The organism is Giesbergeria anulus (assembly GCF_900111115.1).
Taxonomy (GTDB): Bacteria; Pseudomonadota; Gammaproteobacteria; order Burkholderiales; family Burkholderiaceae_C; genus Simplicispira; species Simplicispira anulus.
Genome location: NZ_FOGD01000002.1, coordinates 58,256 through 81,477 on the forward strand (window position 1 = coordinate 58,256; position 23,222 = coordinate 81,477).

Annotated in this window: 24 protein-coding genes, 1 tRNA gene and 1 riboswitch; of the genes, 10 read left to right on the plus strand and 15 right to left on the minus strand. The window is 58.5% G+C overall.

The genetic code is table 11. The annotated features are described in order from the left end of the window. The first annotated feature begins 146 nt into the window (after positions 1-146). From BMX55_RS04160 to BMX55_RS04170, 3 genes are all read left to right on the plus strand, one after another. A complete protein-coding gene (locus BMX55_RS04160; RefSeq protein WP_091453369.1) occupies positions 147-578 on the plus strand; it encodes an NfeD family protein in 432 nt (143 codons plus the stop codon). Positions 579-620: 42 nt separating this feature from the next. Next, positions 621-1,535: an SPFH domain-containing protein gene (locus BMX55_RS04165; RefSeq protein WP_091453373.1), complete on the plus strand. Its 915-nt coding sequence runs from the start codon at positions 621-623 to the stop codon at positions 1,533-1,535. 66 nt (positions 1,536-1,601) lie between these two features. Further along, positions 1,602-1,691, plus strand: a tRNA-Ser gene (locus BMX55_RS04170). A 344-nt stretch (positions 1,692-2,035) separates the two neighbouring features. Here BMX55_RS04170 and BMX55_RS04175 read toward each other — a convergent pair. Genes BMX55_RS04175 through BMX55_RS04210 form a run of 8 tightly spaced genes read right to left on the minus strand, consistent with a single transcriptional unit; the run spans position 2,036 to position 9,485 of the window. Then, positions 2,036-2,905, minus strand: a complete 870-nt coding sequence (locus BMX55_RS04175) for an LOG family protein (protein ID WP_091453377.1) — start codon at positions 2,903-2,905, stop codon at positions 2,036-2,038. A gap of 37 nt (positions 2,906-2,942) precedes the next feature. Next, positions 2,943-3,329, minus strand: a complete 387-nt coding sequence (crcB, locus tag BMX55_RS04180) for a fluoride efflux transporter CrcB (RefSeq protein WP_091454788.1) — start codon at positions 3,327-3,329, stop codon at positions 2,943-2,945. A 5-nt stretch (positions 3,330-3,334) separates the two neighbouring features. After that, positions 3,335-3,718 carry a monovalent cation/H(+) antiporter subunit G gene (mnhG, locus tag BMX55_RS04185; RefSeq protein ID WP_091453381.1) on the minus strand — a complete coding sequence of 128 codons (384 nt, stop codon included), beginning with the start codon at positions 3,716-3,718 and terminating at the stop codon, positions 3,335-3,337. Further along, positions 3,715-4,002 (minus strand): K+/H+ antiporter subunit F, encoded by a 288-nt coding sequence (locus tag BMX55_RS04190; protein WP_091453384.1) that lies wholly within the window; start codon positions 4,000-4,002, stop codon positions 3,715-3,717. The genes mnhG and BMX55_RS04190 overlap by 4 nt, the downstream gene beginning before the upstream one ends. Beyond that, the gene (locus BMX55_RS04195) at positions 3,999-4,493 is read right to left on the minus strand and encodes a Na+/H+ antiporter subunit E (RefSeq protein ID WP_091453387.1); all 495 of its coding nucleotides are present in this window, start codon (positions 4,491-4,493) and stop codon (positions 3,999-4,001) included. The genes BMX55_RS04190 and BMX55_RS04195 overlap by 4 nt, the downstream gene beginning before the upstream one ends. Continuing rightward, a complete protein-coding gene (locus BMX55_RS04200) occupies positions 4,490-6,196 on the minus strand; it encodes a monovalent cation/H+ antiporter subunit D (RefSeq protein WP_245751274.1) in 1,707 nt (568 codons plus the stop codon). The genes BMX55_RS04195 and BMX55_RS04200 overlap by 4 nt, the downstream gene beginning before the upstream one ends. Next, on the minus strand, positions 6,193-6,561 hold the full coding sequence (locus tag BMX55_RS04205) for a Na+/H+ antiporter subunit C (RefSeq protein WP_091453391.1): 369 nt from the start codon (positions 6,559-6,561) through the stop codon (positions 6,193-6,195). Before BMX55_RS04205 ends, BMX55_RS04200 begins: the two co-directional genes overlap by 4 nt. Continuing rightward, entirely contained in the window at positions 6,552-9,485 is a 2,934-nt protein-coding gene (locus BMX55_RS04210) for a monovalent cation/H+ antiporter subunit A (RefSeq protein ID WP_091453394.1), read from the minus strand. Before BMX55_RS04210 ends, BMX55_RS04205 begins: the two co-directional genes overlap by 10 nt. Positions 9,486-9,524: 39 nt before the next feature. Between BMX55_RS04210 and BMX55_RS04215 the strand changes: the two genes are divergently transcribed. From BMX55_RS04215 to BMX55_RS04225, 3 genes are all read left to right on the plus strand, one after another. Beyond that, entirely contained in the window at positions 9,525-10,559 is a 1,035-nt protein-coding gene (locus tag BMX55_RS04215) for an NAD(P)H-dependent flavin oxidoreductase (protein WP_218144459.1), read from the plus strand. A gap of 14 nt (positions 10,560-10,573) precedes the next feature. Beyond that, positions 10,574-10,752: riboswitch (yybP-ykoY riboswitch) on the plus strand. A gap of 3 nt (positions 10,753-10,755) precedes the next feature. Further along, positions 10,756-11,328, plus strand: a complete 573-nt coding sequence (locus BMX55_RS04220) for a TMEM165/GDT1 family protein (protein ID WP_091453398.1) — start codon at positions 10,756-10,758, stop codon at positions 11,326-11,328. A 56-nt stretch (positions 11,329-11,384) separates the two neighbouring features. Continuing rightward, entirely contained in the window at positions 11,385-12,662 is a 1,278-nt protein-coding gene (locus tag BMX55_RS04225; protein WP_091453401.1) for a GGDEF domain-containing protein, read from the plus strand. On the opposite strand, the gene BMX55_RS04230 is transcribed toward BMX55_RS04225, so the two are convergent. The 6 genes from BMX55_RS04230 to BMX55_RS04255 all read right to left on the minus strand — a co-directional run bounded on the left by BMX55_RS04230 (position 12,625) and on the right by BMX55_RS04255 (position 18,090). Continuing rightward, the gene (locus BMX55_RS04230) at positions 12,625-13,206 is read right to left on the minus strand and encodes an IMPACT family protein (protein WP_091453404.1); all 582 of its coding nucleotides are present in this window, start codon (positions 13,204-13,206) and stop codon (positions 12,625-12,627) included. The genes BMX55_RS04225 and BMX55_RS04230 overlap by 38 nt on opposite strands. 11 nt (positions 13,207-13,217) lie before the next feature. Then, on the minus strand, positions 13,218-13,919 hold the full coding sequence (locus tag BMX55_RS04235) for an ABC transporter ATP-binding protein (protein WP_177172837.1): 702 nt from the start codon (positions 13,917-13,919) through the stop codon (positions 13,218-13,220). 8 nt (positions 13,920-13,927) lie between these two features. Next, positions 13,928-14,695 (minus strand): high-affinity branched-chain amino acid ABC transporter ATP-binding protein LivG, encoded by a 768-nt coding sequence (livG, locus tag BMX55_RS04240; protein WP_091453410.1) that lies wholly within the window; start codon positions 14,693-14,695, stop codon positions 13,928-13,930. Next, on the minus strand, positions 14,692-15,921 hold the full coding sequence (locus tag BMX55_RS04245) for a high-affinity branched-chain amino acid ABC transporter permease LivM (RefSeq protein ID WP_091453416.1): 1,230 nt from the start codon (positions 15,919-15,921) through the stop codon (positions 14,692-14,694). Before BMX55_RS04245 ends, livG begins: the two co-directional genes overlap by 4 nt. Next, a complete protein-coding gene (gene livH, locus BMX55_RS04250; RefSeq protein ID WP_091453419.1) occupies positions 15,921-16,847 on the minus strand; it encodes a high-affinity branched-chain amino acid ABC transporter permease LivH in 927 nt (308 codons plus the stop codon). Before livH ends, BMX55_RS04245 begins: the two co-directional genes overlap by 1 nt. 118 nt (positions 16,848-16,965) lie before the next feature. After that, positions 16,966-18,090 carry a branched-chain amino acid ABC transporter substrate-binding protein gene (locus tag BMX55_RS04255; RefSeq protein ID WP_091453421.1) on the minus strand — a complete coding sequence of 375 codons (1,125 nt, stop codon included), beginning with the start codon at positions 18,088-18,090 and terminating at the stop codon, positions 16,966-16,968. A 127-nt stretch (positions 18,091-18,217) separates the two neighbouring features. Between BMX55_RS04255 and BMX55_RS04260 the strand changes: the two genes are divergently transcribed. The 4 genes from BMX55_RS04260 to BMX55_RS04275 all read left to right on the plus strand — a co-directional run bounded on the left by BMX55_RS04260 (position 18,218) and on the right by BMX55_RS04275 (position 22,181). Beyond that, a complete protein-coding gene (locus BMX55_RS04260; RefSeq protein ID WP_091453424.1) occupies positions 18,218-19,057 on the plus strand; it encodes a helix-turn-helix transcriptional regulator in 840 nt (279 codons plus the stop codon). A 121-nt stretch (positions 19,058-19,178) separates the two neighbouring features. Beyond that, on the plus strand, positions 19,179-20,870 hold the full coding sequence (locus tag BMX55_RS04265; RefSeq protein WP_091454798.1) for an FAD-dependent monooxygenase: 1,692 nt from the start codon (positions 19,179-19,181) through the stop codon (positions 20,868-20,870). 15 nt (positions 20,871-20,885) lie between these two features. Then, positions 20,886-21,080, plus strand: a complete 195-nt coding sequence (locus BMX55_RS04270; RefSeq protein ID WP_091453428.1) for a DUF2783 domain-containing protein — start codon at positions 20,886-20,888, stop codon at positions 21,078-21,080. A 96-nt stretch (positions 21,081-21,176) separates the two neighbouring features. Next, complete coding sequence (locus BMX55_RS04275; protein WP_245751275.1) at positions 21,177-22,181, plus strand: LD-carboxypeptidase; 1,005 nt, start codon at positions 21,177-21,179, stop codon at positions 22,179-22,181. A gap of 26 nt (positions 22,182-22,207) precedes the next feature. Here the strand turns inward: BMX55_RS04275 and BMX55_RS04280 are convergent, their stop codons facing one another. Further along, positions 22,208-23,203, minus strand: coding sequence for an HD-GYP domain-containing protein (locus BMX55_RS04280; protein WP_091453431.1), 996 nt, complete (start codon positions 23,201-23,203; stop codon positions 22,208-22,210). Between the last annotated feature and the right edge of the window lie 19 nt (positions 23,204-23,222).

Below are 23,222 nucleotides of genomic sequence, written 5' to 3' on the forward strand. Positions count from 1 at the left end.
CTCTCGAAGTAGCGGTTCAAGGGCGCAGTGCCCTAAAAAAGAAAATAGGCGCGAAGTGTAAGGAATAACTTTGTCGGTGCCGTGACGCATACCGTCAATGTCCCAGAGTATGCTGTGGTGCAGATTGATTGCAAAGGGAGACTCTTGTGACCCTAGATGATTCCACGCTGTGGTGGCTGCTGGCAGGGGCGATTGTGGTGGCCGAGTTGCTCACTGGCACTTTTTACCTGCTCATGCTGGCGCTGGGGACGGCAGCAGGGGCGCTGGCGGCCCATGCGGGCTTGGCACAGCCAGTGCAAATTACCCTCGCAGCACTGGTGGGCGGTGGAGCCGTAGTGCTGTGCCACTGGTACCAGCGCCGCCGCCCCAGAGACCCCTCGCCCCGCGCTGACCGCAGCGTCAACCTCGATATTGGCGAGGTGGTACACATTGAGGGCTGGAGCCCCGACGGCACCGCCTCGGTGCGCTATCGGGGCGCACAATGGACGGCCATTCACCGCCCCGGCACCACGCCGCGCACAGGCGCACACCGCGTGGCCGAACTGGTGGGCAGCCGCCTGCTCGTAGACCCGGTGTGATACCAACGCCTGTTTTTTCCAGTTCCCGCAGAAAGACCCATCATGGAAATCGCCATCATCGTTTTTATCATTGCCGTGATTTTTATTGCGCGCTCCATCAAAGTGGTGCCGCAGCAAAACGCGTGGGTCAAAGAGCGGCTAGGCAAGTACGCTGGCACACTGACACCAGGGCTGAATTTTTTGGTGCCTTTTGTGGATAAGGTGGCCTACAAACACAGCTTGAAGGAAATCCCGCTGGACGTGCCCAGCCAAATCTGCATTACCCGCGACAACACGCAGTTGCAAGTGGATGGCATCTTGTATTTTCAGGTGACTGACCCGATGCGCGCCAGTTATGGCTCGTCCAACTACATCATGGCGGTAACGCAACTGGCACAAACCAGCCTGCGCAGCGTGATTGGCAAGCTGGAATTAGACAAAACCTTTGAAGAGCGCGACATCATCAACGCCCAAGTAGTGCAGGCGATTGACGAAGCGGCGCTCAACTGGGGTGTGAAGGTGTTGCGCTACGAAATCAAGGATTTGACGCCACCCAAAGAAATTTTGCACGCCATGCAAGCGCAAATCACCGCAGAGCGTGAAAAGCGCGCCTTGATTGCCGCCTCGGAGGGCCGCCGCCAAGAGCAGATCAACATTGCCACCGGCGAACGTGAAGCCTCTATTGCCCGCTCGGAGGGCGAAAAACAGGCCGCCATCAACCAAGCCCAAGGCGAGGCCACGGCCATCATGACGCTGGCCTCAGCCTCGGCCCAAGCGATTGAGCGCATTGCTACCGCTATTCGCCAGCCCGGCGGTGAGCAGGCGGTGCAGCTCAAGGTGGCAGAAAAAGCCGTAGAAGCCTACGGCAAGGTGGCCCAAGATGCCACCACCACCTTGATTGTTCCCAGCAACATGACCGAGGTCTCGGCGCTGATTGCTTCGGCCATGAAGATGGTGCAAGCGCAGCCTCCGGCTTGATAGATCAATATTTATTTCTGTTTTTGCTCTGGAGTTGCAAATTTAGCACTACAATCATAGGCTCACGGAGAGGTGGATGAGCGGTTTAAGTCGCACGCCTGGAAAGCGTGTGTGGGCTAATCCCCACCGCGGGTTCGAATCCCGCCCTCTCCGCCAAAGATAAGTTTTCAGTGGTTCACCACTGTTCGCTGAAGTACAAAGTTACCCCAGTAAGTCATTGATTTACTGGGGTTTTTTGTTTTTTGGCGTTCTTTCCTGTTCGCTGACGTTATGTTTAAACCGGGGAAGATTGGGGGTACTTTTGGGGGGATGGGGGTATCGTGTTGGGGGTATCTTGAAAACATCCCCACTCGAAACACTCCACCATGCCCCTGCTTGACGCTGCAATCGGCAAAACTAAACCCACCGACAAGTGCACATCAGACAGCGAATTTATGGGAATTCTGGCATGGGAGGATCGTTTTCTTGCCCCCCCCAATCTGGCGATCATTCGGTTGGTTTTAACGTTCCAACTTATAAAAATCCCGAATGATGGCCCACGCCTCAGCAGGATCATCGGTCACGTGAAACAGCTTGAGATCGTGGGCCGAGATGGTGCCCTCTTCGACCAAGAATTCCCAATTGATAAGCCGCTTCCAGTAGTCGCAACCAAACAAGATGATCGGCACCGGCTTGGCTTTTTTGGTCTGCACCAAGGTCAGCACTTCAAACAGCTCGTCTAGCGTGCCAAAGCCGCCCGGAAAGGCTACCAACGCTTTGGCTCGGATCATGAAGTGCATTTTGCGCAAGGCAAAATAGTGAAACTTAAAGCTCAAAGACGGCGAAATAAAGCGGTTGCCCCCTTGCTCGTGGGGTAGGGCAATGCTCAGGCCAACATTGGGCGCATCGACATCGTGGGCACCTCGGTTAGCTGCTTCCATAATGCCGGGGCCACCACCAGTACAGATGTACAAGCGGTTTTCCGGTTTTTGGCGCTTGCTGTGCTCTGCCACCAACCGGGCAAAGTTGCGCGCTTGGGCGTAGTACTTGGCATTACGCACCGCCCGTTCTGCTTCTGCCATCTGATGGGCATGGCCTTTCTCTTTGGCTTGGGCCAGTTGTTTTGCTGCCTGCTTGGGCGAGACAAAGCGGGCGCTGCCATAGACCACCACCGTATTGTCAATGCCCTGTTCGGCCTGCCCAAGGTCGGGCTTGAGCATTTCAAGCTGAAAGCGGATGCCACGGGTTTCGCGCCTGAACATAAACTCAGGATCAGCAAACGCCATGCGATGGGCATCAGCGTGCAGGGGGTTGCCTTGGTGGGCATCGGTGTGCAATTCGGCCCACGCATCGGCGAGGCGGCGTTGATTCAGGCGGGTATTAGCGTCCATGGTGTCCAAAAAAACAGTGGTTTTTACTCATGCAGTCTCAACTGCGCTGGGTCAACAAGAGAGATATTGTTTGCAATCCGGCAATGGTCATGAGCAAAGAGCCCAGCAAGTGCAGCGCACTCCAGCCTAACGCCATCAGATAACGCTGTTGTTGCAATAGCCCTACTACTTCGACAGAAAAACTAGAAAAAGTAGTCAGCGCCCCTAAAAACCCCGTCACAAGGGCCAGCCGCCACACTGGATCGAGCTGTGGCATAGCCTGAAACAAGCCAACCAAGACACCAATCAAATAGCCGCCGATCAGATTGGCTACCAACGTGCCCCACGGCAAGACGGCACCAGTACTGAGCCAAACCCCCAAACGCCAACGCACCAGCGCGCCCACACTGGCCCCGACACAGATGCTCAACACTTGCACTGGCATGACGATCACTTGGGTGCGTCTTGGCGGGTGGGTGCCGGAAGAATACGGCTCAGGGAGGGTGGCACCCCCTTGTGCCGCGCTTGACGGGCACGAAACAACCCCGCCCGCATCAAAAAAATGGTGGTGATGGGTACGGTAATAGCCATAAAGAGGGCAATCAATAGGATATGCAGCGCCGGTGGCTCTGAGCGCAAGGAAAAATACAATACAGCGGCACCCACCATACACCAGCAGCCCAAGGTAGAGATCATGGCTGGCGCATGAACACGCTCAAAAAAACTGGGCAAACGCAGCAAGCCGATAGAGCCAAGCAGCGCAATGATGGCACCGCACAACAACAGCGCCGCAATAGCGATTTCTGCCCACAGGGGCAAGGCAGTGCTGCTCATTCAATCACCTCGCCACGCAGCAAAAACTTGGCCATGGCTGTAGAACTGACAAAGCCGAGCAAGGCCACCAACAAGGCGGCCTCAAAGTAGTGTGGGCTGTCGTAGCGCAAGCCCAGCACCAGCATCGCCAACATGGCGTTAAGGTACATGCAGTCCAGTGCCAACACCCGGTCTTGGGCGGTGGGGCCGATCAGCACACGCACCAAGGTGCAAGCCATTGCCAGCACCAAGATCAGCAGAGCCAAAGGGATGGCCCACGACAAAATAGGCGCGGTGGTGGTCATGGTTCAAAAATCTCCATCAGGCGGCGCTCATACTGTTGCTTGATATGGGCGACGATGGCATCGGCATCATCCAACTCCAACACATGCAGCAGCAATACACTGCGGTCAAGTGCCAACTCGGCCCAAGCGGTGCCGGGGGTGATGCAGACAATCATGGCTAGCACGGCCAGCGCATGGGGGTCACGCACCTCCAGCGGCACATGGACAAAGCCTGCCGGATAGCGTCTGCGGCTGGGCAGCAACAAAAAACGCATCAGGGCGATGTTGGAGCGGATGGAATCGAGCAACACTGCCAGCAGCAAACGCACGATGGTGCCGGGCCGCCGCACCCGCACCGACAAGGGGCGCAGCCCTTGGGTCAGTAAAGGGATCAGCAGCGCCAGCAGCACGGCCATGAGCCAGTGGCCTGCACTCAAACTGCGATTGAGCAGCAACCACAACAGCAGCAAAGCCAGAGACAGCAACGGCGTGGGCAGCAAACGTTTCATCATGGGGTAGCCTCCGTGTGGGGGGAGGGTATCGGCATGGTGGACATCACCGCGCGTATGTAGGTTCCGGGCGAGTGCAGGGCATCGGCGGTGGCTTGGGTATAGCGCAGCACGGGTTCAGCCGCCACGGTCAGCAGCACACAGGCCAGCAGCAGCCCGGCAATCGGCAGCCCCTCTACCAAACGCAATTGCGGTGCGGCCCGGTCGTGGGCCGCCCAAAAATGCCGGATGCCCACACGGGTAAGGGCTATCAGCGCCAGCAGCCCGGAGGCAATCAGCAGCGCCAAAAAACTCCAGCCCGGCCAACCGGGTTGGTACCCCGCCGAGGCCCCCATGCCCAAGGGGTTGAGCACAGCCGTGAGCATGGCAAACTTGCCGACAAAACTGGCCAGTGGCGGCAAGCCTGCCACCATCAGGGTGCAGCCCAAAAAAGCTATGCCCATAAAGGCTGCTGCCGCCGGAATGACGCGGCCCACCAGCACTTCTTCCTCATCATCGAGGTTCATGCCTGCGGGGGCGGGTACGAGTTCAGCATCTAAAAACGGGGCTTCATCGGCCAGCGGTTCGTAGGGCATGGTGCCACTGCCGTCGGAGCGCCAACGGTCGATCAGGTCACTGAGCAAAAAGAGCGCGCTGACCGCCAAGGTGGAGCCGAGCAGGTAATACAGCAGGCTGCCTGTGAGCAGGTTGTGACCGAAACCCATCGCTGCCAGCAAGGTGCCCGACGACAACACCGCCGCATAACCCGCCAAATGGCCTAGGCGCTGCGAGCCGAGCATGCCTATCGCCGCAAAAGCCATCGTCAGTAAGCCGCCACTGAGCAGCCACAGACTACCAAACCACGCCGACGCCCCCGACTCGGTGCCAAACAGCAGCGTCCACAAGCGCAGCAGGGCGTAAATACCCACCTTGGTCATCAGGGCAAACAAGGCACCAACGGGGGCCGTGGCGGCACTATAGGCCGGTACCAGCCAAAAATTGAGCGGCCAAGCCGCAGCCTTGATGAGAAAAGCCGTGGCTAGCACCGCCGCCGCCGCGTGCAGCAACCCCCGGTCGTTGCTGTGGATGGCGGGCATACTGCGGGCCAAATCAGCCATGTTTAGTGTGCCAGTCAGGCCATAGAGCATAGACACGCCAATCAAAAACAGTGCCGAAGCGGCCAGATTGATAGCGATGTAATGCAGCCCTGCTTGCACCCGCGCCCGCCCAGAGCCATGCAGCAGCAGGCCATAAGAAGCGGCCAGCATGATCTCAAAAAAGACAAACAGATTGAACAAATCTGCCGTTAGAAAAGCACCGCTCAAACCCATCAACTGAAATTGGAACAGCGGGTGGTAATGCACCCCGGCCCGGTGCCAGCGCGCCGATGCAAACAGCACCGAAGCCAGTGCTACCACGCTGGTGAGCACCAGCATCAGCGCGGCCAGGCGATCGAGCGCCAACACAATGCCAAAGGGGGCAGGCCAGTTGCCGGGCAGATAGACCCCCAAGCTGGTGGGCAAGCCCTGCTGGTTTGTCCAGAACAGCAACACCACGGCAATGAGCAGCCCCAAGGCGGTAGAAAGCAAGTTGAGCGTGACTTTGAGGCGCTGCTGTTCTTCGCGCAAGATCAGCATCAAGGCGGCAGTCACCAGCGGCAACACCACCGGGGCCAGCATCAGATGGGGCATGGCGGCCTGCGCCAGTGAGAGCAGCAGGGCCTTCATGCATCGTCCTCAGGGGCTTGGCGCGGGTCGCGGCCATCGACATGGTCATTGCCTGCCAGCCCGCGTGAGGCCAGCAACACCACCAAAAACAAGGCCGTCATGGCAAAGCCAATGACGATGGCCGTGAGCACCAAAGCCTGCGGCAGCGGGTCGGCATAGTGCGCCAAATCTTGGGCCACGCCGGGGCGCAGCACCGGGTCCATGCCAGTGCTCAGGCCTAAGCGGCCCATGCTAAAAATAAACAGGTTAACGGCATACGATAGCAGCGACAAACCCATAATGACCTGAAAAGTGCGCGGGCGCAGCAGCAGCCAAACGCCAGAGCCAGTTAATACGCCAATCGCCAAGGCCAAAGTCAGTTCCATTTGTCGCCTCCGGGCTGATGGGCAGCCTCTTCTGCCATCCGGGCATGAAAACGGTGGCCGCGCACCGACTGGTGGGCAATCGAGGTCAAAATGACCAAAGTAGCCCCCACCACCAAGGTAAACACACCCAAATCAAAAAACAAAGCGCTGGCCAAGTGCAACTCGCCCAGCCAAGGCAAGGTGAGATGCGCGGTGTGTGTGGTCAAGAAAGGGTAGCCCCAATACAGCGCACCCAAACCGGTAGCCAAGGCAAACAGCAGGCCCGTAGCCATCCAGCGCCGGGGCGTGAGCGGCATATGGGCCTCGACCCACTGCGTGCCCGACACGATGTATTGCAGCAGCAGCCCGACTGAAAACACCAGCCCGGCCACAAAGCCGCCCCCCGGCTCGTTGTGGCCACGCATGAACAAATACACCGCCACCAAGATGGTGAACGGCAACAGCAAACGCACCAGCACCGCAGGCACCATCAGGTAGCCCACTGCTGTATCGGTGGCTTGGCGTGGATTGATGAGGTCGGTTTGCAAGTCTGCGGGCAGCGAGCGTTGCTGCACCGGCAAATCCAGTGTTTCAGTGGCTGGGCGAAAACGCCGCAGCAAGGCATAAACCGTCAAAGCCACGATGCACAGCACCACGATCTCGCCAAAGGTGTCAAAGCCGCGAAAATCGACCAGCATCACATTGACCACATTGCTGCCGCCGCCGCCCGTCAGCGCATTTTCTAAAAAGAAAGTGGAGGTGCTTTCGGGAAAAGGCCGACGGAGCATCGCCAGTGCCAAAACCGCCATGCCAGCACCGGCGGCCAGCGCCAGCCAAAAATCGCGCAAGCGCCGCGCTTGGGTGCGCAAGCGCCCCGTGGGGGCGGGGGCGATGTCTTGCTCGCGCCGGGGCAGCCAGCGCAGGCCGAGCAAAATCAGCACCGTGGTCACCATCTCTACCATCAGTTGTGTCAGGGCCAAATCGGGTGCAGAAAACCACAGAAAAGTCATGCTGGTACACAAGCCCGCCCCGCCCATCAGCGTGAGCGCTGCCATGCGGTGGTATTTGGCCTGCCAAGCTGCTGCCACCGCGCAGGCCATGCCCGCCAGCCACAACACGACAAAGGCAGGCGATACCGGCATGGCCGAGCGGTTGCCGATATGCAGCCCACGGCTCCACAGCGGCACCGAGGCCACTAACAGGGTGATGCAGCACAGCCAGAACATTTGCCATTGCAGGCGCTGGGTGCCCAGCAAGCGCCGCCCTTGGCGTCCGAGCAGCGACAAGCGCGCCAGCCCATGTTCAAACAGGCGCTGGGCATCCAAGCCCCGCAGCCCCGGTGTGCCCTCCAGCCCCACACGCGCCCGTTGCCAACGCAACAGACTGTACAACGCCGTGCCCCCCAGCAAGGCCACCACACTCATCACAAATGGGGTATTAAAGCCGTGCCACACCGCCAAGCTGAACTCAGGCAAACGCCCGCCCACCACAGGCAATGCAGCAGCATTTAAGTAAGGGCCAACTGCCCAAGCAGGCAACATGCCCACCACCAAACAGGCACACACCAGTAGCTCGACCGGCACGCGCATCCAATGCGGCGGCTCATGGGGCTGGCGCGGCAGGTCGGTGGCGGGTGGCCCCCAAAACACATCTACCGTAAAACGCAAGGAATAAGCCACGCTAAACACCCCGGCCACAGTGGCAGCGATAGGCAAGAAGTAATTCACCAGCGTACTGCCATCGACAAACACGGTTTCGGCAAAAAACATCTCTTTCGACAGAAAACCATTGAGCAAAGGCACCCCGGCCATTGCTGCTGCCGCCACAGTCGCCAAGGTGGCCGTAATTGGCATCATGGTGCGCAGCCCAGACAAACGCCGGATATCGCGGGTGCCGCTTTCGTGATCGACAATGCCTGCCGCCATAAACAACGAGGCTTTGAAGGTGGCGTGGTTCAAAATGTGGAACACCGCTGCCACTGCCGCCAACGGGCTATTGAGGCCCAACAGCAGGGTAATCAAGCCCAAATGCGAGATGGTCGAATAGGCCAGCAAGCCTTTCAGATCATTTTGAAACATGGCGACATACGCGCCCAGCAGCAGGGTACAAGCCCCCGCTCCCCCCACCAGCCAAAACCATTCTTCAGTGCCACTAAGCACCGGCCACAGCCGCGCCAACAAAAACACCCCTGCCTTGACCATGGTGGCTGAATGCAAATAGGCCGACACCGGCGTGGGTGCTGCCATGGCATGGGGCAACCAAAAATGGAACGGAAACTGCGCGCTCTTGCTCAAGGCACCAAGCAAAATCAGCACCAACGCCGTGAGATACAGCGGATGGTCTCGCACCAACTGGCCCGCCACCAGCACATGGTCTAGGTCGTAACTGCCCACAATATGGCCCAGCACCAGCATCCCAGCCAACATACACAGCCCGCCCGTGCCCGTCACTGTGAGGGCCATGCGCGCACCGCGCCGAGCATCTTTGCGGTGGTGCCAGTAGCCAATGAGCAAAAACGAGAACAAGCTGGTCAGTTCCCAAAACAGCGCCAACTGGATCAGGTTGCCCGACAGCACCACGCCCAGCATGGCCCCCATAAAAGCGAGAAAGAAGGCAAAAAAGCGCGGCACCGGATCGGCTGGTGACATGTAGTAGCGCGCATACAGCACCACCAACGCACCGATGCCCAGCACCAGCATACAAAACAGCCAAGCAAAACCATCCAGGCGCAGCACCAAGTTCAGCCCTAGGGCTGGTAGCCAAGTGATTTCTTCGCGCACCACACCGCCACCGGCCAACTGCGGAAAATACAGTGCCATCTGTACGCAGCAAAACAGCGCCACTGCTCCAGCCAGCGTGGACTCGGTATTGCGCGCATTAGATGGCAGGACAGCAGCAACAGCGCTGGCTAAAAATGGTAGAAAAAGCAGGAGAATCAAAGACATGCAGAAACCATTTTACGGGGTGACACTATCATCCACACCATGATGCGAATACAAGACCTTTTCGGAATCGAGCTACCGATCATCCAAGCACCCATGGCCGGGGTACAAAACAGCGCATTGGCGATTGCTGTGTCCAACGCGGGGGGCTTAGGCTCCTTGCCTTGTGCCATGCTCAGTGCAGAAGCCCTGCGCTCCGAGCTAGAAACCCTCCAAGCCCAGACCCAGCGGCCATTCAACCTCAATTTCTTTTGCCACCAGCCACCTACCCCTGATGCCAGCAAGGCTGTTGCATGGCAGTCCCTGTTTGCGACCTATTACGCACAGTGGGGCATTGACCCCACCCAAGTGCCACGCGGCCCAGCCCGGATGCCATTCAACCAAGAGATGGCAGCCTTGGTGTGCGAATACCAGCCTGCGGTGGTGAGCTTTCATTTTGGGCTACCCGCCCCAGAACTGCTGAACATGGTGCGCAACTGCGGGGCCAAAATCGTCTCGTCGGCCACCACCGTAGCCGAAGCGCTGTGGCTAGAGGCCCAAGGGGTGGATGCCATCATTGCCCAAGGGCTAGAAGCAGGGGGCCATCGCGGTATGTTTCTCAGCCAAGACATCAGCACCCAAGTGGGCACCTTTGCCTTGCTACCGCAGATCGTGCAGGCCGTCAAGGTGCCAGTGATTGCCGCCGGGGGCATTGCCGATGCCGCTGGGGTACGCGCCGCCTTGGCTTTGGGCGCGGCAGGTGTGCAGGTGGGCACAGCCTATTTGTTATGCCCAGAGGCTACAACCAGTGCCGTCCATCGCGCAGCGCTCCAGAGCAGTCACGCACGCGTTACGGCACTGACCAATGTGTTCTCAGGCCGCCCCGCGCGGGGCATTGTCAATCGCTTGATGCAAGAGCTGGGGCCGATGAATACGCTGGCCCCAGCGTTTCCACAAGCCACCGCTGCATCAGCCCCCTTGCGGCTTGCCGCTGAACGGGCGGGCCTTGGCGATTTCTCTCCTTTGTGGGCTGGGCAAAATGTGTCGGGCTGCCAAGAGATTTCTGCGGCAGCACTCACGCAGGAGCTGGCAGGCTGAAGTCCGTTTAGAATCAAAAGTTCCCGTCATTGGGGAGTAGCCGACCTGCACCACGCAGGAGTTTGCGTCAACACACTTGTCCCTCAGGACATGGCGCAAGCAGCTTCCAAGCCTGGCAAGACCTTTGACTGTACCGCCTGCGGATGGGCCGCCGGGCTGTGCAGTCTTTGTTTTGCTTGCGGCCCTTGGAGTTGTTATGGAATCCTTCTTTATCTCTACCGGCGTGGTCGCTCTGGGCGAAATGGGTGACAAAACCCAGTTGCTGGCCGTCTTGCTGGCAGCCAAATTCCGCAAACCCTGGCCGATTATTTTGGGCATTTTGGTCGCCACCTTAGCCAACCATGCCTTGGCCGGGGCGGTGGGGCAATGGGTAGCCAGCCTGCTAGGGCCAGAGTTGTTGCGCTGGGTAATTGGCGTGTCTTTCTTGGCAATGGCTGGTTGGATGCTGATCCCAGATAAAGTAGATGATGATGCCGCCGATAGCAAGGTGCTGCTGGGCGTGTTTGGCACCACCGTGCTGGCTTTTTTTATGGCCGAGATGGGCGACAAGACCCAAATTGCCACAGTGGCTTTAGCCGCTAAATACCCAGATTTTGTATCGGTTGTGGCCGGTACTACTTTTGGCATGATGCTGGCTAATGTGCCAGCGGTGTATTTGGGCCACAAGGTGGCCGAGCGCATCCCCATGAAGTTGGTGCATGGCATTGCAGCGGCTATTTTTGCTGTGCTGGGGCTGCTCACTTTATTCAATGTGGGTAATCTTTGGTAACAGACGGCACGGCCCAAGCACTCTATCTAACACCTTGATACTCCAAAGGAGTAGGTTTGACTATTGGTACATCATTTCTGCTCATCATTCTGGCCAGTGTGGTATTGGCCATGGCGCTGGCAGTGGTGTCGTACCGCCGCACCGGTACCCATGTACTGCATATCTGGGCCAGTGGACTGGTCGTCCATGCCATAGCCTATGTGCTGTTTGCCTTGCGCGGCCAAATCAACGATGGGCTGTCTATTGTGCTGGCCAATACCCTGCTGGCCTTTATGTTTATTCTGTTTGCATTGGGCGTGGCCCGGTTTCAGCAGCGCCCATTAGCACCCCTGCTGCTGTGGGGGCCGATGGTGGTGGTGCCACTGCTGTTTACCGTGTTGTTACCCTATAGCGAGGCCAGAGTGGTGCTGGGTGGGGTGATCTTTTCTGCACAAGCGGGGTTGGCTGTACTGCTGCTGTGGCAGCAGCGTCAGCAAACGCCGGGGCGAGGGCAATACATTTTGATGGCCGGGTTTTTTCTGGTCATTTCGGTGTTTAGCTTGCGCGCCGTCGCTACCCTGACCGGATACGTCAAAATGACCTCGATACTAGACGAAAACCCGGTGCAGTACCTCTCTTTTCTGACAGTAATTGTTTGTTTAATGTTGCTGGCCATGGGACTGGTGTTGATGGTTTATGAACGCCTAGAAACCGCTTTACTCGACAGCCAAGCCCTGTTGCAGGAACAAAACCAAGAACTGGCACAGTATGCGATTGATTTAAAGCGGGCCAATCAACAATTAGAAACCCTGTCTATCACCGACGGCCTCACTGGGCTGTTCAACCGCCGCCATTTTGATCATCTGCTAGAAACGCAGTGGGCGCAGGCGGCCCGCCAAGGCGGTGTGTTTTCGGTGCTCATGACCGATGTAGACTGCTTTAAGAAATTTAACGACCACTACGGCCACCAAGCAGGCGATGCATGTTTAGTGCAGGTAGCGCAAGTGCTGCAAAATCTTACCCTGCGGGCTGGCGATGTGGTTGCCCGCTATGGAGGTGAAGAGTTTGTTTTGCTGTTGGGCGGCAGCGCACAGCCCGCTGCCGCTGGCGCAGTGGCGGATGCCTTATGCCAAGCAGTGCAGGCGTTGCACATTCCCCATACCAAATCACCGTGGGGATATGTCACCATCAGTGTGGGCGTGGCCTCGGTAATGGCAACCCCACAGGGGTCGGTTGACCAAGTGTTAAAGCTGGCCGATGACGCTTTGTACGCGGCCAAAGCTGCTGGGCGCAATCGGGTTTGCACTGCGGCATCACTCAAGGCCAGCCCGCACGCCCTTGAGATTGCTCATTGATGTGGGCCACAAAAGCAGCGGCCTGCGTTTGGGGCAGGCGCAAATGCAGCGTGACCAACGAGGCGTGTTCTACCTGCAACAATTCGGCCCCGGCGTGTTCAATCTCGCGGCGCAGCAGGCCCTCTAGGGCATACGGCACAAGGCATTGCAAGGTTTGCATCCGTTGCAACTGCACTTTTTGCGCTGTGAGCAAGGCTTGGGCAATGGTGTCGGTGTAGGCACGCACCAAGCCCCCGGCCCCCAGCTTGACGCCGCCAAAGTAGCGCACCACGGTCGCCAACACCCCTTCAAGGTCTTGGTGGCGCAGCACATCCAACATAGGCCGCCCTGCCGTACCCCCCGGTTCCCCATCATCCACCGCTGCCGATTGCCCACCCGCCAGCAAAGCCCAACAAATATGGGCCGCCCCCGGATGTTCTTTCCAGAGGGCATCCACATGGGCTTGGGCCGAGGCCCGGTCGCTCATGGGCAGCACGCAACCGATAAAGCGGCTCTTTTTAATGATGAGTTCGCTGTGCGCTGGGGCAGCAAGGGTTTGGGACATGGGGCGGCAGTTTACGCGCCGAGATAGGCTTTGCGGATATCACCGTTGGCTAGCAGATTAGCCCCGGTATCTTCGAGCACGACCCGGCCATTTTCTAGCACATAGCCCCGGTCGGCAATTTGCAACGCTTTGTTGGCATTTTGCTCCACCAAAAACACCGTCACGCCCTCGCTGCGCACCTTTTGAATGATCTCAAAAATCTGGGCAATGATGAGCGGGGCCAGCCCCAGCGTAGGCTCATCGAGCAGCAACAGGCGCGGTTTGGACATCAGCGCCCGCCCAATCGCCAGCATTTGCTGCTCACCACCCGACATGGTGCCTGAGCGCTGATGCGCCCGCTCGCGCAAGCGTGGAAACAGGCCAAACACGTGCTCAATGCCCGCCTCAATCTCAGCGTTGTCGAGAAAGAAACCGCCCATTTTCAGGTTTTCGGTCACGGTTAAATCGGCAAAGACGCGCCGCCCTTCGGGCGAGATAGCAATACCCTTGCGCATCAAAAGGTGCGAGGGCAAGTTGGTGATGTTCTCGCCCTCAAACCACACCGAGCCACTGCTGGCGCGGGGGTTGCCACACACCGTCATCAGCAGGGTGGTTTTGCCAGCACCGTTAGAGCCGATCAAAGAGACGATCTCGCCTTGGTTGACGCGCAGGCTGACATCGCTGGCTGCCCGGATGGCTCCATAGTAGGTATTGATGTCGCGCAGTTCCAACATGGTTTGCATCATTCTTCTCCCAGATAGGCTTTGATGACCCGCTCGTCGTTGCGAATGGCTTCGGGGGTGCCCAAAGCAATCGGTTTGCCGTACTCCATCACCAAAATGCGCTCCGAGACTCCCATCACCAAGCTCATGTCGTGCTCAATCAACAACACCGTGACTTTGTGCTGATCGCGCAATTGCCGGATCAAGCCTTGCAGGTCTTTTTTCTCTTGGGGGTTCAGGCCCGCCGCAGGCTCGTCCAGCATCAGGACGCGCGGGCGGGTAATCATGCAGCGGGCAATCTCTAAGCGGCGCTGGTGACCGTAGGCCAAATTGCCCGCCTCGCGGTTGGCAAACTCGCGCAGGCCCATGTAGTCCAGCCACTGCACGGCTTGGTCGATGGCTTCTTGTTCGGCGCGGCGGTAGGCCGCCGTATTGAACAGCCCGGCCAGCAATCCGGCACGCACATGACGGTGTTGGGCCACCAGAAGGTTTTCCAGCACCGTCATGTTTTTGAACAAGCGGACATTCTGAAAGGTACGCACCAAGCCGTGCGTGGCTACGGTGTGGCTACCTAAACCGGCAATGTCGCGGCCTTCTAGCGCAATGCGGCCCGTGCTGGGCTTGTAAAAACCGCTGATGCAGTTAAACACCGTGGTTTTGCCCGCCCCATTGGGGCCAATGATGGCAAAAATCTCGCCACTTTGCAGCGAGAACTCGACGCCATCCACGGCCAGCAGACCGCCAAAACGCATCGACAGTTGCTTGATGTCTAGCAAAGGGGCGCTCATGTTCGCACCTCGATATGGTGACGTTGCATCGGCAGCAGCCCTTGGGGCCGCCAGACCATCATCAAAATCATGACCAGCCCAAAAATCAACATGCGGTATTCAGAGAACTCACGCGCCAGCTCAGGCAGCACCGTAATCAGGATGGCCGCGATAATCACGCCCAATTGCGAACCCATGCCGCCCAGCACCACAATCGCCAAAATCAAGGCCGATTCAATAAAGGTGAATGATTCAGGATTCACAATGCCTTGGCGCGCCGCAAAAAAGGCACCACCAAAACCGGCAAACATAGCCCCCAGCGTAAAGGCCGAGAGTTTGATTTTCATCGGGTTCAGGCCCAAAGAGCGGCAGGCGATTTCATCCTCGCGCAGCGCTTCCCAAGCCCGGCCAATCGGCATGCGGATCAGGCGGTTAGAAATCCACAGCGTCAACACCGCCAGCGCCAGCGCCATCAGGTAGAGAAAAATCACCATGTGCAAGGAGTTGAACTCCAGCCCCAGCCATTGGTGGAAAGTGGTACCCCCCTCCACACTGGGATTGCGGGCCAGCTCCAACCCAAACACGGTGGGTTTAGGAATGCTAGAGATGCCATCGGGGCCGCCCGTCCAGTCAGTCAGGTTGACCAGCAACAGGCGGATGATTTCGCCAAAGCCCAGCGTAACGATAGCCAGATAGTCACCGCGCAGACGCAGCACCGGAAAGCCCAACAAAAAGCCAAACAGTGCCGAGGCCGCGCCAGCCAACGGCAGCGCCTCCCAGAAGCTCCAGCCCGCCCAGTGGAACAACAGGCCATAGGTATAAGCGCCCACGGCATAAAAGCCGACAAAACCCAAATCGAGCAAGCCTGCAAAGCCGACCACAATGTTCAGGCCCAAGCCAAGCATGACGTAAATCATCGCCAAGGTGGCAATGTCCACGGCGTTACGACCGGCAAAAAACGGCCAGCTCACCGCAATCAGCAAAGCGGCCAATATCAGGCCGGTACGCTGGCTGCCAGACACCGATGGCAAGCTAGGCCAAGCCAAGTGTGACAGGCGCTTGCCTAGCACCGGGCGCAGCATTTGCACCACAAACACCAAGGCACAGGCCCAGAAGACCCCATTCCACTGCGGCAGCACCACTGTGCGGCCCCCAGCGCGCTCTAGGTGCAAGCCAAAAATCGGAATCACTACCAATGCCGTGAGCACGGTAGCCATGAACGCATGGCGAAGGTTAGAACGCAGCATCACACCTTCTCCACTTCAGGTTTGCCCAGCAGGCCCGTGGGGCGGAACAACAAAATCAACACCAGCAAGCCAAAGGCCACGATGTCTTTGTATTCCGACGAGATATAGGCAGCGGCAAAGGTTTCTGCCACCCCCAGCAGCAAGCCGCCGAGCATGGCCCCCGGAATGCTGCCAATCCCGCCCAGCACCGCCGCCGTAAAGGCTTTGATGCCAACCAAAAAGCCAATGAACGGATTGAGCTTGCCCACGGCTAGCGCGATCAGCACCCCGCCCACCGCAGCCAGCATAGCCCCCAAAATAAAAGTGAACGAAATCACGCGGTTGGTATCAATACCTAACAGATTAGCCATATGCATATCCTGCGAACAAGCCCGCGAGGCACGCCCCATGCGCGAATGCTTGATATACAGCGTCAGGGCAATCATCAAGGCCACAGCCACCACAATAATCAGCACACGCGAATAGGGGATATAAATTTCAAAGCTACCCTCAGTACCAAAGCGCATGGCACCGGGAATGAGCGAGGGCACAGCCATGTCGCGCGCACCTTGGCCCAAGGCCACCCAGTTTTGCAGAAAAATCGACATCCCAATGGCCGAGATCAGCGCGACCAAGCGGGGGCCGTGGCGCACCGGCTTGTAGGCCACTTGCTCGACGACAAAGCCATAAACGCCGGTGAGCAAAGCCGACACCAGCAGCATCAGCCCAATCACCACCGCCACGGGCAAACCGCTTTGCGTGCCAATGACCGACAAAGTGACCAGACCGGCATAGGCACCGATCATATAAATTTCGCCATGCGCAAAGTTGATCATGCCGATGATGCCGTACACCATGGTGTAGCCAATGGCAATCAGCGCATAAATCGCACCCAGCGACAGGCCGTTAAACAGCTGTTGAATCAGCTGTGGCAGGAGTTCAGACATCCAGAGCCATCCAAAAGAAAAGGGGCCATACGCCCCCAAGAATCAATGACGCACCAAAGCATGGCCCCCGCTACTGCGGGGCCATGCTCAGGCAAAAGGTTTGAGGGTGGGTTGCGGTTTACTTGGTAGCCAACGACTTGCCGCCGTCTTTGTGCCACTGGTAAATTTGGAACTCAAACGACTTCAGATCGCCCTTTTTGTCCCACGCCACGGTACCAATGGGGGTTTCAAACGATGCTTTGTGCAAATGTTCGGCCACCTTGGCGGGGTTGTCACCCACGGCCTTGATGCTGTCAATCAGCACTTGGGCAGCGGCATAAGAAGACAATTGGAAGGCACCGGCAGGATCGCGCTTCTTGTCTTTGAATGCCTTGACGATGGCGGCATTCTTGGGGTTGGCAGAAAAATCGGCGGGCAGGGTCAGCAACATGCCTTCTACGGCAGGGCCAGCAATGGCATTGATTTCGGGGTTGCCCACGCCTTCAGGGCCCATGATGCGGGTTTTCAGGCCCTGCTCTGCCGACTGGCGCAGCAACAAGCCCATTTCAGGGTGATAGCCACCGTAGTAGATGAAATCCACACCGGCACTCTTGAGCTTGGTAATGACGGCAGAGTAATCGCTGTCGCCCGCGTTAATGCCTTCAAACAGCACTACATTGACGCCCACCTTCTTTAGGTCGTCGCGCACGGAGGCGGCAATGCCTTGGCCGTAGGATTGCTTGTCGTGCAGCACAGCCACTTTTTTCGGCTTGATTTTGTCCGCAATAAACTTGGCTGCTGCGGGGCCTTGCTGGTCATCGCGGCCAATAGTGCGGAAGATGAACTGGAAGTTCTTGCCTTCGGTCAGGGCCGGAGAGGTGGCCGAGGGGGTGACGGCCACTACGCCTTCATTGTTGTAGATTGGCACGGCAGCAATGGCAGCGCCAGAACACACTGGGCCGACCACATAACCAATTTTGGCATTAACAACGCGGTTGGCCGCCACGGGGCCTTGCTTGGGCTCGCAGGCATCATCGACCGGCACCAGTTCAATCTTCTTACCGTTAATGCCACCGGCGGCATTGGCCATTTCTACGGCAGTGGTCACGCCTTCTTTGACCATATCACCGTACTGGGTGACGGGGCCAGTGGCCGGAATGACCATCGCAATTTTGATATTTTGGGCGTGGGCTACGGGCAACAACATGGCACCAGCCAAACCCAAGGCCGCAGCGACGGTGTGCAAGCGAAACGAAGACGTCATCGGAAATACTTCCAAAATAGGGTGATACCAAACTTACAGTTTGGCGAAAAGTGGCGCTATTGTCTGCCAAGATGAAAGAATTTGTATAGAAGGAACCCTGCCTGCTGGGGTATTACCGTACGACCTTATGTCAGACCACTGGTTGCTTGCCCCACACCCCAGCCACCGCTTGCAGTTGCCGCTGCAAGAGACTACAGCCTTGCTAGAAAAGTTGGGCCACGCCAGCAGCCATGCCGTGGCGGAAGATTTGCTGCGCCTGCTGGGCCGCCATGTGGCCTTGGCGCAATGCACCATCTTTACTTTTCGCGGCCAAGGCAGCCCACAACTGGTGGGGTTGGGGGATCGTTCTCGCACCCAGCAGTTGGCGCTGATCTCTAGCGACTATGTGCGCCGTTTTTACCTGCTCGATGGCAGCCAGCAGGTGATGCAGGCTGAGCAAAGCCGCCATCGCCGCTCAGGTGCCGCTGGTGATCGGCAGCGCATCTTGTTACACCGCCAGCGCAGCAGCGATGTACAGCACCCGGAATACCGCGCCATTTGTTATGAGCAGCCCCGGCTGGTGGAGCGGCTGTCTATTTTGCAGCCGCAGGAGGGCGGGCGCTGGCTGTCAGTCAATCTGTACCGGGGCGTAGAGCACGGCTTTTTGGATGAAACGGCCATTGCCACCATCGAAGCCTATGCCCCCTTGGTCATGCAGGCCATGCGTCTGCACTATGCGGGCCAAACCTTGGAGGATGACTTGGCGGGCTTGGTGCTGGCCCGCCTGCAACAGCGTTGTGCCACTTTAACGCCGCGTGATCTGGACGTAGTGCGGGCCGTATTGCAGGGCCTGAGCACCGAGGCGCTGGCCGAGCGCTTGGGCCTGACGGTAGAAAGCGCCCGCACTTACCTCAAGCGCCTGTACCGCAAACTGGGCGTGGCCGGGCAGCGCGAGCTGTTTGCGCTGCTGCTAGAGCCTGTGGCCTAAAACCTACCGCCCCCCACGGGAAAAACCACCCCTCAGCAGGAGCTGTATGTCCCCTTTTAGGGACATTTTGGACGCGCCTTCATTTCTACACTGCATAGCATTCAGATTGGAGACCTTGTTGATGCACCAGCCCACCACCCAGCCGCGTCCCTCGATTTACTATCCTTATCAGGTCTTTGCGCCGTGGCTGCCCTCGCAACACCCGGCCCAAGAGCGCAAAAAAGTGGTGATTGCCGGTTCTGGCCCCGCTGGGATGGTGACAGCGCTGGAGCTGGCCCGCCACGGCGTGCCCTGTGTGGTGCTGACCTCAGAATTGCAATTTTCGCAAGGCAGCCGAGCGATTGTGTTTACGCGCCGCAGCATGGAAATTTTGCAGCAGGTGGGCACCGCCGAGCGCATGACTGAAAACGGTCTGCCTTGGCTATATGGCAACTCTTACTACCGGGGCCAACGTGTATTTCGCATGGAAAGCCAGCACGACACGGACGACCGCTTCTTTCCGATGCTCAACATCCAGCAGCAGTACATGGAAGAATATCTGTACGAAGCCTGCGCCGCCCAGCCGCTGATTGATTTCCGCTGGGGCAACAAGGTGGTCAAGGTAGAACAAAAAGCCCCAGTGGCCCATGTCACGGTGGATACGCCGGAGGGTGAATACCAACTCGATACCGATTGGCTGGTGGCCGCCGACGGTGGCCGCTCTGACATCCGTACCGCCCTGAATTTGCAGATGGAAGGTGCATCTTACGAAGGCTTTTTTGTCATTGCCGACATCAAGATTGATTTGCCCTTACCCACCGAGCGCTTTGCCTATTTTGACCCCGACTGGAACCCCGGCAACACCATCTTGATGCACCGTGAGCCGCATGGCATTTGGCGCGTCGATTACCAATTACCCCCGGGTGAAACCCCGGAGCAAGCCCTGCGCCCCGAATCGCTCAAGGCGCGCATCAATGCGCAATTGGCGATGATTGGCCATGCTGGCGTGCCGTGGGAGCTGGATTGGAGTTCGGTCTATTCGGCCCGCACCCTGACTCTGCCCGACTATGTACACGGGCGTATCTTGTTCACCGGCGATGCCGCCCACCTGCTGCCCATTTTTGGCGTGCGCGGGGCCAACACGGCTTTCCAAGACGCGCAATCCTTGGGCTGGCAGTTGGCTTTTGTGGTCAAAGGCTTGGCGAGTGAGAAACTCTTGGCCAACCACAGCGCCGAGCGCGTTGGCGCGGCCCGCGAGATCATTGACGAGGCGGGCAAAAGCACCCGTTTCATGGCCCCGCCCAGCGCAGGCTTTCGCCTGCTGCGTGATGCGGTGCTGTCTTTGTCACTCACCCAAGCCTTTGTGCGTCCGCTCTACCACTGGCGCACTTCGCGCCCCCATGCCTATACCCATTCCATACTCAACAGCTTGGGGGACGATAACGCCCTGTTCAAGGCCGGGCCAGCGCATGGTGCGCCGCCACAAAATATCCGTTTGGGGGCCAACGATTTTCTGCTCGACCACTTGGGCGGTGGTTTTGACCTGCTGTATTTCACCGATGCAGCAGCCATCCCAGAAGCTTTGCAAAAGGTGGTGCAAGCTGCCCGCGCCCAAGGCGTGCCGCTCAAGGTGATTGCCGTGGGGGCCAACCAACCCGTGGCGGGGGCCGATCAAACGCTGGCCGATGCTGAAGGCCATTTCCGCCAGCGCTATGGCGTTTTAGCCAATGGTGTTGCTTATCTGCTGCGCCCCGATCAGCATATCTGCGCCCGCTGGCTCACGCTGGATGCCACGCGCCTGCAAGCAGCCCTGAACACGGCTTTGCCCCAGTAACCAGAGAACCCCATCATGACCACCACCCCCAACGCCCTGACCATTGCTGGCCTAGAAACCGTGTACGACGCCTTGGCCAGCGCCATCGACCAAGCTGGCCCCGAAAAATCGCAACTCTTTTTGGTCAAGCTGGCGCTGCTCAACGCCAACACGCTGGCCGATACCGAGCTGTTTGCGGCGCACATTGCGGCCTCCTTGTGCGATTTGTAACCGCGCTGCCCGTCAGGGCGCACTCAACGACCGCTGGCCCGACACGCAGGCTGTGGAATACTTCACGCTCTGAGTTTTTCTTCACGGAGCAGCGCCTTGCCGGGCCTGAATGTTTTGTCTTCTGCGCACACTTCCTGCCATTGCGGCCACGACCACGGCCCCAGCGCCAAGCATATTTATATCTATTCGCCCTCCAGCGCCGTGCGCGACAAAGCAGCGTTTCGCCGGGGCGTGAAGCGTTTGCAGGCACTGGGCCATGAGGTAGAAATTGATACCGATGCCTTGGCTAGCCATACCCGCTTTGCAGGCGACGATGCCACACGATTGGCCGCTATTGGGCGCGCCGCCGCCAGTGGTGCCGATGTGGCGCTGATCTCACGCGGGGGCTATGGTCTGACGCGCATTTTGCCCGGCATCCCCTATGCCGCAGTGGACAAGGCAATTGCGCAGGGCACACAGTTTGTCGGGGTGAGTGATTTCACGGCCTTCCAATTGGCCGTGCTGGCGCAAACTGGGGCCACCACTTGGGCTGGCCCGGCCCTGTGCCCCGATTTTGGCGGCACTGAGGCCCCCGACGACATCATGCAAGCCTGTTTTGAAGATTTGCTCTACGGCCACGGCGAAGGCTCTGGCTGGCGCTTGCCACCGCCCAAAAAGCTGCCAGCCGATCAGCCATCGCCACCACCACAAGAACTGCACATCGAATCGGGGCGGCTGTGGGGCGGCAACCTGACCGTGCTGTGCTCTTTGCTGGGCACGCCATATTTTCCGCAAGTGCCGGGCGGCATTTTGTTTCTAGAAGATGTGAACGAGCACCCCTACCGCATTGAGCGCATGTTGACGCAACTGTTGCACGCTGGGGTGCTGGCGCAACAACAGGCGGTGCTGTTGGGACAATTTACTGGCTACACCTTGGCCGCCCATGACAAGGGTTTTAAGCTGGCTACCGTGGTGGAAGGGCTGCGCAGCCAACTCAAGGTGCCGGTGCTGACCGGCCTACCCTACGGCCATGTCGAGACCAAGGTGCTGTTGCCCGTGGGGGCAACGGTGGAGCTATCGGTGCAGGGGCGCGATGCCCTGCTGTATTGGGGCCATCTATAAAGCGCAAGCAGAAAATTTGCGTCCCGCTACAGCGCACCCAAACTGGTACTGCGCTGGGCAGCATACAGCCCTACGCGCACCATGGTGCGGTGGTTAAGCTCCATCGTGACGGCGGCACGAGGCAGCGCAGACTGGATCAGCGGCTTGCTGTCAGCCGTTTGGTGCAATCGAGCCGGGTTGTATTGCTTGCCATTTTGATCGGCCAGACAGGCCACCAGCGGCAGGTTGGCTCTGTCGCTGCGGCGCAGCACAATGGCGGTGTCGCCGTTGTCTAGGCGCACAAAAGTGCCGGGCGGGCACAGGCCAATACTGCGCACCAGCAAATAGCCTACCTCGTCGCGTTGGTCAATGCCGGGGCCAACCAGCGCCCGTACAGAGTCGGTAGCACTGCGCCCTGGGCGGCTGTGGCGCGGGCTGATCATGGCGGCGTAGCGGTCAATGGTGTTCAAAATCCGCGTCAGGCGATCCACCTCTTCCAGCGCGGCCAGCGGTGTGCGCTGGGGCAGATTGAGATGGTGCTGGCCCACCACGTCCAGCCAGAGATGATCGGTGACGTACAAGCGCTCTAGCAAGGCTTGGCCTTCGTCGGGGTGCTTTTGGATGGCTTGTTGCTGCTCCGCGTTGGGACGCTCGTGCTGGTTAGCCAACTCATCTTGCAGCGCGGTCATGCCCACATTCATGGTCAGGGCAGCGCGCACCAAGGCATTGCGCTCGCGCTGTGGCAGGGCCAGCTCTGCGGCCATGATGTGGCACAAAGTAGCGCAGACCAGCGCGTGAGAGGTGCTGTAACCCACGGTAGAGGTAGAGGCCAACTGAAACATCAGGTACAGCGCGGCGTCAATGTCGTGGGCCACCAAGTCTTGCAGCCAGCGGTCACACTGGCGCACTTTGGCGGCAAAATTGCGCGCTTGCAGCGGATAGGCGAGCAATACCGACAGGCTAGACTCCAAATCGGCCCACAAGCCCAGCAGGTCTTCGTATTCTTCGTCTTGTGCCTGACGACGCGGCACTCTGGAATTCATGGCGGAGAGCAAAACGGGA